Consider the following 14,400-nt stretch of genomic DNA (forward strand, 5'->3'; position numbering starts at 1 on the left):
AAATTAGATAATCAACTGTTGTTATGTTCGAATTTTTGGAAGATGTTATTTTCGAGAGCTGGATAGATTTCTTTCCCTGCAATCTGATTGATAATAATTTTATTTCGGTTAACCGCAAGTCCAAGGTTTGTCGAACCTACTCCATGAGTATGTTGCATACCACTATGAACATAAATTTCTGCAGTCGTATCTTCATTCAGCATCAGTTTATAATCTTTCGAAACGTTATATCTTCCTAATTCATCCCATTGAATCAATTCACTCAAACCGTTTAGGCAATTGGGTATAAAGGGACGGTAACCTGTGGCACCGATCACAACTTCACTTTCTATAAGGAATTGCTTCTTCTTTTCCCACTGGCGACATTTCAGTTCATATCCCTTTCCATCTTCGGTTTGAGAAATGCCTTTCACTTCGGTTAAAGGCATTAATGTTACATCCATTTCCTTTCCACCTACTGTTTGTTCATAAAGAAGATTATAGATATCAGTGATTGTATGAGGGCTTATTCCCTTATACAGAAGCTGTTGGTTACTGAATATCTCATCTTTTTGGTCTTGTGGGAGCTCATAGAAATAATCAATGTACTCAGGTGAAAAATGTTCAAGGCTTAATTTTGTTTCTTCCATTGGGAAAAATCCTTTTGATCTCGTAATCCAATTAATGGAGTAGCCATATTCAGACCTATCTTTTAATAACTCCCTGAATATTTCAGCTGCGCTTTGCCCTGACCCGATGACCGTGATGCTCTTTGCTTTTTTGCAGCGATCTTCATGTTGCAGAAAAGTGGATGAATGAATTACATCTTCTTCAGGCATTCCTTGAAGTGATTTGGGGAGTGAAGGAATCGTTCCTACCCCTACGATTAGATTCTTGGTGAGATAGCTGTGTACCTCACCGTTATTTGTATTTTCTACGCTAACGTCGTAGTGCTTAATTGGCTTTTCGAGTGGAGTTACAGATACTACCCTACTGCTGAACTGACAGGCTTCCAATCGTTCAGCTGCCCATTGGCAATAATGATTGTATTCATTTCTTGGCATTTCGAGTCTTTGAAGAAAATAAAAATTATATAGTCTGTTATGGTGTTTTAAATAATTTAAATAACTGAATTCATTCGTAGGATCAGCCATCGTTACCAAATCAGCCATAAAAGGAACTTGTAGCCTTGTTCCTTCGATCAGCATACCTGGGTGCCAATCAAACTTCTCTTTCTGTTCAAAAAAGATTGAATCGATTTCTTTGATAGGGTCTAACAACGCGGCAAGTCCTAAATTAAACGGTCCTATTCCAATTCCAATGACATCATATACTTTCTCTCTCATACAATCCTATCCTTTCTACTTTCTCTCTAATGATAAGTATAGCAGAAATAAGGATTTTTTATTTTCGAAATAAAAAAACAGCCATCTCGGCTGTTTTACATCGTGTGTTGAGTTTTCTTATATTGATATCTTTTCCATTGAAATCGAACAAAGCATCCAATACAAAATCCAAGAATTGCAATGAACGACGCTAGAGCTACCATTATAGCCGCAGTAATCGAAATCCATTTAATACTTGCGATACTTGCTAATAAGGCGATGGTCAATAGAGTAACCGCTATTTTTTGATTAAATGCTTGTTGTTCTTTGTCTTCTAAAATGTATGCTGTCATAGGCTTTCGTAAAAAAAGCTTACTTGCTTTCATGACTGGGTTTACATGAAAAAATAAACTTAATCCTCCTACTGATAGAGGTATGATTAGGAACATAGGGTGAAGTGTAACAATGAATGCAGTGGCAAATATAAAGATGAACCATTGATTGACTCGTACTAATGGACGTGGAATACCAGACACCTAAATCCAACCTTTCTTATAGGAATATACTCCTTTTATTGTATAGTGTTTTGCTTTATCTGTATAGTGTTTTGCCTATAAGAAAACCCGCTTAACAGCGGGGAGCGTTACTTGAATTTAAGCGGTACAAGGTGTTCCATTTCTACTTTATCTAAAAAGGGATCCATCATGGATACGAATTCGTTGAACCTATCTGATTTCATGAAACCTTCAGTATGAGCGGCAAGCGAATCCCACTCTACAAATATGACATATTTGCTCTCAGTTTCAATGGATTTTGTTAACTGATGATTAATAAATCCAGGAGTAACAGAAATAAGCTCTACAGCTTTTGAAAATGTTTCTTCAAAGGATTCTTCCATACCTTTATGAATAGTAAAATAAGCTTTTTCAATTACCATCTACATTCACTTCTTTCTTAATTAGTAAGGTTTATCCTGATAAAAATAATTAGGAGATACGATCTTGTTCTTATATGGTTTGTGGAAAATGTGTGTAGTTGCAGGAGAAATAGGAGGAATCAACCAGGTCCAATTTCCCGTTACTTTCCTTTCAGCACGTGCTTCATTGTCTTCGAACTTATGAAATTGTCTAGCAGCAGTATGATGGTCGACAATACTCACATTATCTTCCTGGAAAGAATATAAAACGGCGCGATTGAGTTCAATTAGAGCTCTGTCCTTCCATAATGAGGCATTCTGAGATGTTCCTATATTCATAATTTCTGCCAAATGTGGGAGCAAGTTATAACGCGTTTCATCAGCGAGGTTTCGAGCACCTATTTCAGTACCCATATACCATCCGTTAAAGGGGGCAGCGCCATAATGAATGCCACCGATTTCGAGTTGCATGTCAGAAATTATTGGAACTGCATACCAGCGCGCATTTAATGGTGTGATATCATACTCAGGGTGCCTAAGGTCCACTTGGAGGACTAATTCAGGCGGAATAGATATGACCGTTGGCTCATTATTGTCTATTTGAAAGATGATCGGTAACACATCATAAGGTGTTCCATCCCCTGTCCATCCGAGTTTGTTAGCTTCTTTCGTAAATTCGATCGAAGCAGGATCGCCAACGATTCCATCAGCTGTCTCGTAACCTGCATAACGTATGAGTTGGTGATTCCAAATCCTAACTTTGTTAGGTTGGAAGACAGTAATTGTTGGGCGAATTCTTCCATTGTTTGTAGCGGTACGGATATGTTCAAGTAGGGAATTTGTAATCTCTTCTTCAGTTGTTTCAGAGCGTTTATCAACAACAGATAACGTATTCCAAAACAGTCTTCCTATACACTTATTACTATTACGCCAAGCCATTCTAGCGCCATGCTGTAACTCTTTAAACGTATGTTCATATGTACCAGTTCTTTCGATTTCTAGCTGTACTTCTAGTTTACGTTCATTTAAATTTTCTGGTGATCTCTTCAATTCAGGATAGGCTTTTTCCAAAAATGAAAAAGCGTCTTCCATAACCGTAGTATTATTCACTCTGATGTCCCTCCTGCAGCTAGAGACGGTTTGATCGTCTATTTATAAGCTTAAATCTTTATTGTCCAAGTGCATCATACCATACTATGCATTTAACCAATAACAAACGAAAATGCCCAGGCCATTACAGCCTGGACGAATTTACAGTTCTCTAATTAAACTTCCTCGAAGTATTCTTTATAGAATCCGCCAACTTTACCTGTGTTATCAACTACAAATAGGAACTCTTCCGTTTCATTTTTGACTTCGTAGTTTTTCCCTTCGGTCAGTACACGGTTTACCATGTACTTTTTCGCATCGGTATGGATACATTTCACTTCTCGTACAGTTGGTTTTTCTTTCCAATTTTCGTGAATCATAACGTTCACTCCTTTCCATTTATCTATTTTACTACATAATCGTTTCAACCCTCAAACGTGTATACGATGGAGTCTCCGACAGGCTTGTATCCTATTTTCATATAGATAGAATTTGATGTGGGGTTTGAAAGGTCTGTGTAAAGCGTGCAGAATTGATAGCCTTTATCCAATAAATATTGGCTAAAGGCTGCTACACTTGCAGAAGCATAGCCCTTACGTTCGTGGTTCGGCGGTGTATAAACAAAGTTAATTGTTGTCCCTTTTCTTGTTGGTCTAGACTCATTTGCCATAGAGACTACTTGTCCATTGTTTTCCCATAATGCAGCTGTTCCTTCGTCTATGAACTGATTTGATCTTTCATAGCTTTCTACATCTGTAAATGGTTCTCCCATTGCATTGGAAAAAAGCTGAATCCATTCTTTCAACAAGTGAGTATCACCTTTTTCAGCTTTTCTCAACTGTCCGTCTACATGCTTTATCGGAGTGACCTTATCTAATCGATAGATTCGTTGATTCATTTTTAGTTTACGATTGCAATTCCTAAACTCACAGTAGGTCTTCGAAAATTGTTCCACGATTGTTTTTTCACCTAGTACACCTGGAAACAGGTACTCTTTACTTAGCTTCTCTGATGCAAAATTCAATGTTCCTTCACTTAAATTCTGATCACTGGCAAGCACAAGGTTATGAGGAGGCGTTTGGATAAAACAAAGCTTAATCCTTCCGTCTTCTTCTATTGTTCCTAGGAGGAGTTTTCCAAGCTCTTCTCCATTCTTCTGCTTTTTCACTATCCTGAACAATAACCCTAACGGAAGACTATGTAGAGCTTCGTTTTCTTCTAGAAAAGGTTGAACGTAGGATAGGTATTTCATTGGATCAGTAAAGGTGCGCAATTTCATTTGATTTCCCCCAATTACAAATGATTGAACTGTTATAAAAAAGAACCTGAATCATTTTGATTCAGGTTCTCTGTTATTCTTATCCCTCAAGAAGTAATTGTTCTGGATCTTCGAGCAAGTCTTTAATCTTAGCAAGGAAGCTAACAGCTTCACTACCATCAACAATTCGATGATCGTAAGAGAGAGCAATGTACATCATTGGACGGTTTTCCATTCTATCCTGATCGATTGCCATTGGGCGCCATTGAATCTTGTGCATACCCAATATACCAACTTGTGGAGCGTTCAGGATTGGTGTGGAAAGCATAGAACCGAAAATTCCACCGTTCGTAATTGTAAAGGAACCACCCTGAAGCTGATCAAGGGAAAGCTTGTTATCGCGAGCTTTTTTAGCAAGTTCACTAATTTCGCCTTCGATTCCAGCGAAAGAAAGCTTGTCCGCGTCACGTACAACCGGTACTACAAGACCTTCCTCGGAGCCAACCGCAATACCAATGTCATAGAACTTCTTAAGAACCATTTCTTTATCCTGAATCTCTGCGTTGAGACGAGGATATTTCTTAAGTGCTCCAACAACTGCTTTTGTGAAGAATGACATAAATCCAAGTTTCACATCATTATCTTCTAAGAATTTGTCTTTACGACGTTTACGCAAGTCCATAACTGCTGTCATATCGACCTCATTAAACGTCGTTAACATTGCTGCAGTGTGTTGAACTTCTACAAGACGTTTAGCAATCGTTTGACGACGACGAGACATTTTCACTCTTTCTACTGGTTTTCCGTTAAACTCATCTTTTGATGGAGCAGACTTTTCAGTTTGCTTTTCTGGTTTCTTCTCTTGTTTTGGTGCTTCTTGTGCTTTCTTTCCAGAATCAGCATGAGCTTTCACATCATCTGGACGAACTCTGCCATAAGGGTCTTGGGTTTGTACTTTGTCTAAGTCTACCCCAAGTTCGCGTGCAAGTTTTCTTGCAGAAGGAGATGCAACAGTACGTCCATTTCCAGACTTTTCTTCAGATGCTTCAGGAGCTGCTTGTGAAGAAGAGTCCTGCTCAGACTTCGCTTCTTCATGCTGTTCCTTTCCTTGTTTCTTCGCTTCAGCTTTCTCATCACTTTCGTCAGACGATTGTTCAGATGAAGAGCCTTCCTCACTTGCATCACCAAGATAAGCAATGATTTCTCCAACTTCTACGTTGTCACCAGGCTCTTTCAATAATTCTTTAATAACTCCGTTGTTTTCAGCGCTTACTTCGATGTTAACTTTGTCTGTTTCCAACTCAACAAGGTTATCACCTTTTTCAACTTTATCGCCTACTTTGATTAACCATTCGGAGATTGTGCCTTCTGTAATAGATTCTGCTAGTTCTGGTACTTTAACTTCAATCACGACGATTTACCTCCTTGGTGGGATACTGTTTTGGATGGCTCTAAGACTTCTTGAATGATGCGTTCTTGATCTTTTTTATGAATGTTAGGTTCTCCGCCTGCAGGACTAGATCGGTCAGGACGGCCAATATAGTCAACCGCAACTCCCTCAGGAGCTATTTCACGAAGTCTTGGAGAAATATAATTCCAAGATCCCATATTCTTTGGTTCTTCTTGTAACCAGACGATTTCTTTAACGTTAGAATAACGTTCAAAGATCTTCTTGATTTCTTCCTCTGGGAATGGATACAGCTGTTCTACACGGAGAACATGCAACCAGTCCAGATTTTCCTCTGAAGAATCAATTTCAGCTGCTAGATCCACTGCGACTTTACCAGTAGAAAGTACAATACGCTCAACCTTATCTTTCTTTTCACCCATTCCTTCTTGCTCAATCACGCTTAGGAATTGTCCTTGACTAAACTCAAAGCCAGGTGATGAAGTACGTTGATTACGCAATAAGCTTTTTGGAGTCATAATCACAAGTGGTCTAACCTCTTGTTCTCCAAGAATAGCAGCTTGTCTACGTAATATATGGAAGTATTGAGCTGCACTCGTAAGATTTGCAACCGTCCAGTTATTTTCAGCAGCTAGTGTTAAGAAACGCTCAACACGCCCACTTGAATGTTCAGGTCCCTGTCCTTCGTAACCATGTGGAAGAAGCATTACCATGCCTGATTTTTGACCCCATTTCGCTCTTCCAGCGGAAACGAACTGGTCAAAAATAACCTGTGCGGCATTTGCAAAATCGCCGTACTGAGCTTCCCAAATTACAAGAGATTCCGGAGCGAAAACATTATATCCATATTCGAAGCCAACTACAGATGCCTCTGATAAAGGACTGTTATGAATTGCAAATGAAGCTTTGGATTCTGGTAACTCGTGTAATGGGCAGAACGTTTCACCCGTTTCTTTATCATGCAAAACGAGGTGTCTCTGTGCGAATGTTCCACGTTGAGAATCTTGCCCAGTTATTCGAATTGGAGTGCCTTCACTCAAAATAGTAGCGAATGAAAGAGTCTCCCCAAGTGCCCAATCAACTTTCCCGCCTTCTTCTAACATGTCGAGCCTACGTTTAAGAATTCTTTCAAGCTTTGGATAAACATTGAAGTGATCAGGTCGAGTGAGTAGATCATTATTTATTTTCTTTAATGTTTCAAGTGGCACAGAAGTATCGATGGAAGGAATACCTTTAACGATTTCCTTTGGTGGTTGTAACTCTTGAACTTCTCCACCTTCCTCTTTATCTTTTGCCACTTTGTTATAATCCTCTTGAAGCTCTTGAAGGATCTCCTCATCTAGCTTTTCACCATAGCCAGAATCCAGGATGCCTTTTTCCTCAAGATAACTTGCATAACGAGCTCTTACAGTAGGATGATTCTTAATGTTCTCATAAAGGTGTGGTTGAGTAACAGCAGGATCATCCATTTCGTTATGACCAAATCTTCTGTAACCGATAAGATCGATAAGGAAATCTTTATTGAACTTCATTCTATATTGATAAGCAAGATGCATAGCAGCCAAACAAGCTTCAGGATCATCCGCATTAACATGTACAATCGGGATTTCAAATCCTTTAGCAAGGTCACTTGCATATCGTGTCGATCTTGAATCAGTACTCTCAGTTGTAAAACCGAGCTGGTTGTTTGCGATAATGTGAATGGTACCGCCTGTGTGATAGCCTCTTAACTGACTAAGGTTAAGCGTTTCAGCTACTACTCCTTCTCCAGGAAAAGCAGCATCGCCATGAATAAGAATCGCAAAGGCTTTTCTTATATCTTGGGTCGGTTCACCTTTTTCATCTCTCGTTTCCTGGGCAGCTCTTGCATAGCCTTCTACAACTGGATCAACGAACTCCAAGTGACTTGGGTTATTTGCAAGCGTAATAGTAGCTTCTGCCGTTTCAGAACCTTCAAACTTACGATCGGCACCCATATGGTATTTCACATCACCTGTCCAGCCATAGTTGATTCCCATAGATCCTTCAGAAGGAACAAGTTCTTTGTTTGGTGCCTGATGGAATTCAGCAAAGATCTTTTCGTACGGTTTATTCAAAACATGGGCAAGGACATTCAATCGTCCTCTATGTGCCATACCAATCATGACATTACGAGCACCATCGCTTGCTCCATCTTTAATTACTTCATCCAACATCGGTACCATTGAATCTACACCTTCAATGGAAAAACGTTTCTGTCCTACAAACGTTTTGTGGAGGAACTTTTCAAAACCTTCTACCTCTGTCAACCTGCGTAGAAGTACCTCTTGATTCTTTTTATCTAGAGAGTCTGTTACTGATCCACCCTCTACCATTTGATCGAGCCATTTGCGTTCTTCGTCATTATGAACATGACTAAATTCATATGAAAGTGATCTTGTATAGAGATCCTCCAAACGCTGAATAGCTTCGAAACCATCATTGATATCTGAAGGTGCGTTATTCCAAATTACTTCCGCAGGAATCGCTTTCAAGTCATCATTTGAAAGGCCATATTTCGCTGGATTCATAAAATCATGAGTCGACTTTTCTTCTTTGAGTGGGTTGATAGCTGCAGCCAAATGACCGTATGTACGAATGTCATCTGCCAGTTTAACCGCTGCAATGACTTTCTTCAGATTTCCGGGTTGAACATTAGATTCAACAGCTTCATTAGAACTTGGTGGAGGTCCCCACTGTTCAAATTTTTCACGTAGATCAGGATCTACTGATTCAGGATCTTCCTGAAACTTTTCATATAGTTCAATGGCATAGCCAAGGTTTGGTCCATAGAATTCCTGCCAAGGATGTTCCATTCTGGACTGTTTGGTATTCAAAACTCGCTACCTCCCTGCTGGGTACAATCTAGAACACGATTTAACCTACTGTTAGAATCGTGCTTTAGTTCCCATATTACCGCTAATTAGAATCTTAACGGTTTCATTATTAGTCCTTTTCACTCTTTTACAAGTTTAAAAACCTTTTTTGTAAAAAAACGCTTACATGGATAGTTTAGCACAGTGTATATGTAGTCACAAAGCTCTTAACCAATTTTTCGAAAAAAATTCCAAAAAACTTGGGATAAGAGGAAATATTTTTCGAATATTTACACAGTGCAATACTAAATTACCATAAAGTATTCCCATAGTGAACACATATATTGATTTTCAAGGTAGGATTGTTCTTGAAAATGAAAAGTGCGCCGGTTAGGCGCACGTTAAAGCTGATTTATTCCCTCAATAATTGTTTGGATTAAAAGATTAAGGTCTTCTTCTTCAATTGATAATGGTGGTGACATTGTAAGGACGTTATTAAAGCCAGCAACAGTATCTCCGTTTTTCCCAATTAATACCTTTCGAGATTTGCAATATGCAATTACTTTATTCAATGACGCCACATCAAGTGGTTTTTTTGTGTGACGATCTTCTACGAGCTCGATACCTATGAGTAACCCTTTCCCTCTAATATCTCCCACATATGGATGATTCGATAGACGGTTTTGTAATTCATTCTTCAGCTGATCTCCAAGTTCCCTCGAACGATCAAACAACTTTTCTTTCTCCATTATCTCAAGGTTCTTTAATGCGACAGCACAAGATGCTGGATTCCCTCCAAATGTATTGATATGACGGAAATGATCATACTGATCATTACTTTTGAATGCATCATATATTTCTTCTCTTACAGCAGTCGCTGATAGTGGTAAATACCCACTAGTTAACCCTTTGGCCATTGTTACAATGTCTGGTTTAACTCCATAATTCATAAATCCGAAGGGTTTACCTGTCCTACCAAATCCACAAATCACCTCATCACAAATGAGAAGGGCACCGTGTTTATCACATACACCTTTTACCTCTTTCATATATTCTTCTTGCGGCATTAGAATCCCGCCACCTGTAATAATGGGTTCCATAATCATCCCAGCAATTGTTTCACTTAATTCCCACGTCATCGTGTCGTCGACTGCTTTAACTGAAGGAAGTGTCTGGCCCTCAGAAATGACGTCTCTATATGAATCAGGTGGTTGCACATGGATAAAGCCCTGCCCTAACGGTTCATACTTATATTTTCTCTGAGCCTGGCCAGTAGCCGCTAACGCTCCCATTGTATTGCCATGATAGGCTCTGTATCTTGAAACGAACTTATGTCTGTGAACATCACCTTTTTGTTCATGAAATTGTCTTGCTATCTTAAATGCTGTCTCATTCGCTTCGGATCCACTGTTTGAAAAGAAAATCACGTAGCCTCCACCCAACATGTTGTTGAGCTTTTCAGCTAGTTGTATTGCTGGCGAATGGGTATGAGTTAGTGGATAGTATGAAAGATCCTTGAGTTGGCTATATGCAGCTTCGGCAAGTTCTCCTCTACCATAGCCAACGTTCACACACCACAAACCTGCCATTCCATCTAGGTACCTATTTCCATCATAATCAGTTACCCATGCACCACTTGCTTTTTCAATCACCATCGTCGATTTTGGATCATACGGCCTCATCGCATGCCAAACGTACTTCTCGTCTTTTCCTGCAAGATTTTCATGTGCTGTATGCATCTACTACACTCCCTCACTAATAGTCAAAGCGGGTTGTGATCATCTTACGACGGGTGTAAAAGTTCACACCATCTTTACCATTTGCATGTAGGTCACCGTAGAAAGAGTCCTTCCAACCTGAAAAGGGGAAGAAAGCCATCGGAGCCGGAACTCCAACATTTACACCGAGCATGCCTGCATCAGCTTCTTCACGAAATTGGCGAACGGCCGATGCGTCTTTCGTATAGATCGTAGCGCCGTTCCCATATCTAGACTTTTCGAGTATTCCGAGAGCATCTGTTAACGTATCAGCATGGAGAAGACTTAGAACTGGAGCGAATATCTCTTCTTTTGCAATCGTCATCTCTGGTGATACCTCATCAAAGATAGTTGGTCCTAGAAAGTTGCCACTAGTGTGGTCATCCATTTCCTTTCTACCGTCGCGAATTAAGTTGGCACCTTCTTGTAGACCTTTATCGATATAACCTAGTACCTTTTCTCTATGAGATTTACGAATAACCGGGGTAAGTAAGACTTCTTCGTCTAGCCCATTTCCTAACTTTAATTCATCAGCTTTTTGTTTTAATGAAGAGATAAACCGCTCACCATTCCCAACGATTACAACTGCACTACAAGCCATACACCTCTGTCCCGCGCTTCCAAAAGTAGAACTAAGTACTTGTTGGACAGCTTTTTCAATATCTGCATCAGGCATAACGATATGATGATTTTTTGCGCCTGACAAAGCTTGGACTCGTTTTCCATTGGAAGCAGCTTGCTCATAGACATACTTTGCAACAGGCTGTGAACCAACGAATGAAATCGCTTTCACATCTGTGTTTTCGATTAAACCGTTTACAACATCATGTGCGCCGTGGACGATGTTAAAAACTCCTTTAGGAAGACCAGATTCAGCTAATAGTTCAGCAATTCGATTGGCAAGGATCGGCGTCCGTTCAGAGGGCTTTAACACAAAGGTATTTCCACATGCGATCGCAAGCGGGAACATCCAAAGGGGAACCATCATAGGGAAATTAAAAGGCGTTATGCCTCCGACAACTCCAATTGGGTACCGATACATTTCAGAGTCGATATTTTCAGCAATCGTAGATAGGTTGTCTCCCATCATAAGCGTAGGAGCTCCTGCTGCGAATTCTACACATTCGATTCCTCGCTGTACTTCTCCGTACGCCTCTTTATAACTCTTACCATTTTCTTTCACCACAAGTTCTGCTAATTCTTCATGGTTTTGTATGAGCAGTGAATGGAATGTGAAAAGAACTCTAGCCCGTTTAGGTACAGGAACATTTCTCCAAGTTTTAAAAGCTTCATTAGCAGCACGAACAGCTAGAGTGACATCTTCTTTTGAGGATAACGGTACATATGCTAAATTCTCTTCAGTTGCTGGGTTAGGTACATCTAGTGTTTCGTTACTTTTAGCAGTAATCCATTCTCCACCAACATAATTCTTCAAAACCACGGTATCGTTTTTTATAACTGCCATGAAATGCCCTCCTTTTAGTTAACTCCTACAAGTATTGTAGGTGATAATGAAACAAAGGGTCATTAGACAAAACGTAACAATGTTGGTGCGGTTGTTTTACATGGTGGTCAATTGGCAGATCCTTCAATTTTGTAAATACTCATAAGCATAAAGAGAGAACTCGATTGCCTGGCGTTTAGGTGAGCTCATAAAATCCTTTCCCAGTAATTCTTCTAGCTTTTCGAGTCGATGGTATAACGTTTGTCTCACTACAAAAAGTTGTTCAGCTGTTTCCTTTTTTGAACCGTTGCAGCACATATAAACTTTGAGAGTTTGTAATAGACTACTATTGTTTTTCTCATCATATTGGATTACAGGCGATAAGTAATCAAACATAAACTCAGGTAATTCTTTTGTTTTCGTTAGTTGAAAGATCATTCGGTAAATATGAAAATCGTGATGATACACAACTTTAGACTGTTGGTTACAAAGTTTATCATTTATGGTTAAAGCTTCTAATGAAGATTCATAACTTTTATGCATTTCCTTCAGTAATCGAACATGTTTGCCTATACTGATACGATCAATTTCAGGTACTGTCCCATTCTTCAAGATATCACTAGTCATCAATCTATCGAATGCTTCTCTTAATCTAGCTAGCACATCTGCTTCATCACGTCTATTTAATAAGATAATCACAAGTTTATTCCTGGTAGTTAAAGATAATACAAAAAAACCTTCTTGCTCAAAAAGAGACCTAAAAAGCAGCATAAAGTATGTGATCTGAGAAGAAGTATAGTTTTCCTGGTGTTTGACAAAGCGACAAGTACATACCTGTAAACCTTTAGGAATCAACGAAGCATCAAGATCAACTAAGTAAGATAAGATTCTCTCTTCAGAATGTTTGCCATCGAGCCAATCATAAAGCCATTCTGTTTCTTGTGCTCGCTTTTTCTCTTCTATATATAACTCTCGAAGTAAAAACTGAGCGATGGCTGTCGCACTTCGATCCAGAAGAAGCATGTCATAATCTGAAACTGACGAATGAGGAGCCGGAACTAGAATTAGCTTAGCGAATAAATAATCCATTGCCTGAACATTTTGTAATACAAGCCCCTTTCCTGCTGGCTGTAACGTTAAGAAATGAAGGAACGTTTCTTTCTTATCACTTGATACTTCAGGGACAAAATGTGGCGAAGATTCTTTTGGTTGATAAATCACTTGCATTCCTGTCTTTTTCGAGAGATGAGTTAGGATGTTGTGAAGGGAATGGGGCTGGAGCAATAAGTTGTTTAATTCCTGTGAAAATTGTTCAAGATCTGAAATCAACTGATAATGGTGTGCAATCAGAAGGGAATGTAAGTCCTGGGTGATGTCAACGAACCGGACCTCCTTGTTAAATATGATGACGGGAAACTGATGCTCATTAGCAAGCTGTATGATTTCTTTAGGTATTGTATCCATATATGTACCTATTTCTATACAAAGTCCAGCAGCATTACTGTGGATGAATTGCTTGACGATGGATAAAAATACATCAAGATTATCTTTCCATACAAATCCTGTTGATAATATTAGTTCGTCCCCATTTAATAACTGTTTTACAGTGGTCACTTCCATTACGTGAACCCATTTTATTGTTCGGTTTAATCCTTTGTGCCCTGCAATGACAGACGCGTTTCGAAATTGATCTCTTTCCAATACTTCCTGTACAGTTAAGCTCGTCATTCGAAGCATCTCTTCTCCCCCTTATCACTCAGTCATGCTCTAACGAAAACCTTACTATTAGGAGATATATTTTCGTTCTATGTGTTATAGTTATACTTACTTATTTGTAAATCCTTCAAAATATTCAAAATAGTACGGTAATTGAAATTTGTATTAGTCATAAAAAAGATACCGGGCTAGAGCCCAGTATCTTTTTTATATTCCATTTCCTCTAGAATTTCTAATAAGTAATTGTACTGCTTTCTGCTTCTGAAATCATCCTCTTTCCAGTTTGCTCTAATCCAGCCTGTTAGATCTTCGACTGAATTAAATACTTCCCCACTAGTGTCTGATTTACGAATCATATATCGCCCGTTTTCGTCGTCGATCGTCACTTCACAAGGATAAGCACTGTCCTTAGAATACAAGTTGTATTCCATACACATCCTCCTCTAGGATACAGATTGAATCTGTTTTAAAAGAAGTGCAGAAAAGTATTTCCTTCCATTAGCTGTTTTGATATGAAGTGTTTCAATAGATTCTTCTTCCTGATCATCAGTATTTATTTTAAATTCGATAAATGCACCCTCTAAATTCTCAAGTACTCCATTGATTTTATACCCTCTATCAATAAAATAGTCTACCTTTTCACGCTCAATTAAATATTGTTCGTGCTCACCCAT

At 39.1% G+C, this 14,400-nt stretch carries 13 protein-coding genes; all 13 read right to left on the reverse strand.

The annotated features are described in order from the left end of the window. Positions 1-11: 11 nt before the first annotated feature. Positions 12-1,325: a lysine N(6)-hydroxylase/L-ornithine N(5)-oxygenase family protein gene (locus tag SJY16_RS09880; protein ID WP_377888989.1), complete on the reverse strand. Its 1,314-nt coding sequence runs from the start codon at positions 1,323-1,325 to the stop codon at positions 12-14. A 95-nt stretch (positions 1,326-1,420) separates the two neighbouring features. Next, positions 1,421-1,840, reverse strand: a complete 420-nt coding sequence (locus tag SJY16_RS09885; RefSeq protein ID WP_377888990.1) for a DUF4395 domain-containing protein — start codon at positions 1,838-1,840, stop codon at positions 1,421-1,423. Positions 1,841-1,947: 107 nt separating this feature from the next. Beyond that, positions 1,948-2,241: an antibiotic biosynthesis monooxygenase family protein gene (locus tag SJY16_RS09890; protein WP_377888991.1), complete on the reverse strand. Its 294-nt coding sequence runs from the start codon at positions 2,239-2,241 to the stop codon at positions 1,948-1,950. A gap of 21 nt (positions 2,242-2,262) precedes the next feature. Beyond that, positions 2,263-3,330: a nitric oxide synthase oxygenase gene (locus SJY16_RS09895; protein WP_377888992.1), complete on the reverse strand. Its 1,068-nt coding sequence runs from the start codon at positions 3,328-3,330 to the stop codon at positions 2,263-2,265. 155 nt (positions 3,331-3,485) lie between these two features. Beyond that, positions 3,486-3,689 (reverse strand): DUF6501 family protein, encoded by a 204-nt coding sequence (locus SJY16_RS09900; RefSeq protein ID WP_377888993.1) that lies wholly within the window; start codon positions 3,687-3,689, stop codon positions 3,486-3,488. Positions 3,690-3,733: 44 nt separating this feature from the next. Beyond that, the gene (locus SJY16_RS09905) at positions 3,734-4,588 is read right to left on the reverse strand and encodes a GNAT family N-acetyltransferase (RefSeq protein WP_377888994.1); all 855 of its coding nucleotides are present in this window, start codon (positions 4,586-4,588) and stop codon (positions 3,734-3,736) included. A gap of 79 nt (positions 4,589-4,667) precedes the next feature. Then, on the reverse strand, positions 4,668-5,978 hold the full coding sequence (odhB, locus tag SJY16_RS09910) for a 2-oxoglutarate dehydrogenase complex dihydrolipoyllysine-residue succinyltransferase (protein ID WP_377888995.1): 1,311 nt from the start codon (positions 5,976-5,978) through the stop codon (positions 4,668-4,670). Continuing rightward, positions 5,975-8,830 (reverse strand): 2-oxoglutarate dehydrogenase E1 component, encoded by a 2,856-nt coding sequence (locus SJY16_RS09915; protein WP_377888996.1) that lies wholly within the window; start codon positions 8,828-8,830, stop codon positions 5,975-5,977. Before SJY16_RS09915 ends, odhB begins: the two co-directional genes overlap by 4 nt. A gap of 380 nt (positions 8,831-9,210) precedes the next feature. After that, the gene (locus tag SJY16_RS09920; RefSeq protein ID WP_377888997.1) at positions 9,211-10,548 is read right to left on the reverse strand and encodes an aspartate aminotransferase family protein; all 1,338 of its coding nucleotides are present in this window, start codon (positions 10,546-10,548) and stop codon (positions 9,211-9,213) included. Positions 10,549-10,564: 16 nt separating this feature from the next. Then, complete coding sequence (locus SJY16_RS09925) at positions 10,565-12,031, reverse strand: CoA-acylating methylmalonate-semialdehyde dehydrogenase (RefSeq protein ID WP_377888998.1); 1,467 nt, start codon at positions 12,029-12,031, stop codon at positions 10,565-10,567. 123 nt (positions 12,032-12,154) lie between these two features. Then, complete coding sequence (locus SJY16_RS09930; protein ID WP_377888999.1) at positions 12,155-13,747, reverse strand: PucR family transcriptional regulator; 1,593 nt, start codon at positions 13,745-13,747, stop codon at positions 12,155-12,157. Positions 13,748-13,914: 167 nt separating this feature from the next. Next, positions 13,915-14,157, reverse strand: coding sequence for a hypothetical protein (locus SJY16_RS09935; protein ID WP_377889000.1), 243 nt, complete (start codon positions 14,155-14,157; stop codon positions 13,915-13,917). Between the two features lie 12 nt (positions 14,158-14,169). Next, the gene (locus tag SJY16_RS09940) at positions 14,170-14,400 is read right to left on the reverse strand and encodes a hypothetical protein (RefSeq protein WP_377889001.1); all 231 of its coding nucleotides are present in this window, start codon (positions 14,398-14,400) and stop codon (positions 14,170-14,172) included.

The organism is Alkalihalobacillus sp. R86527 (assembly GCF_042466185.1).
Taxonomy (GTDB): domain Bacteria; phylum Bacillota; class Bacilli; order Bacillales; family Guptibacillaceae; genus Guptibacillus.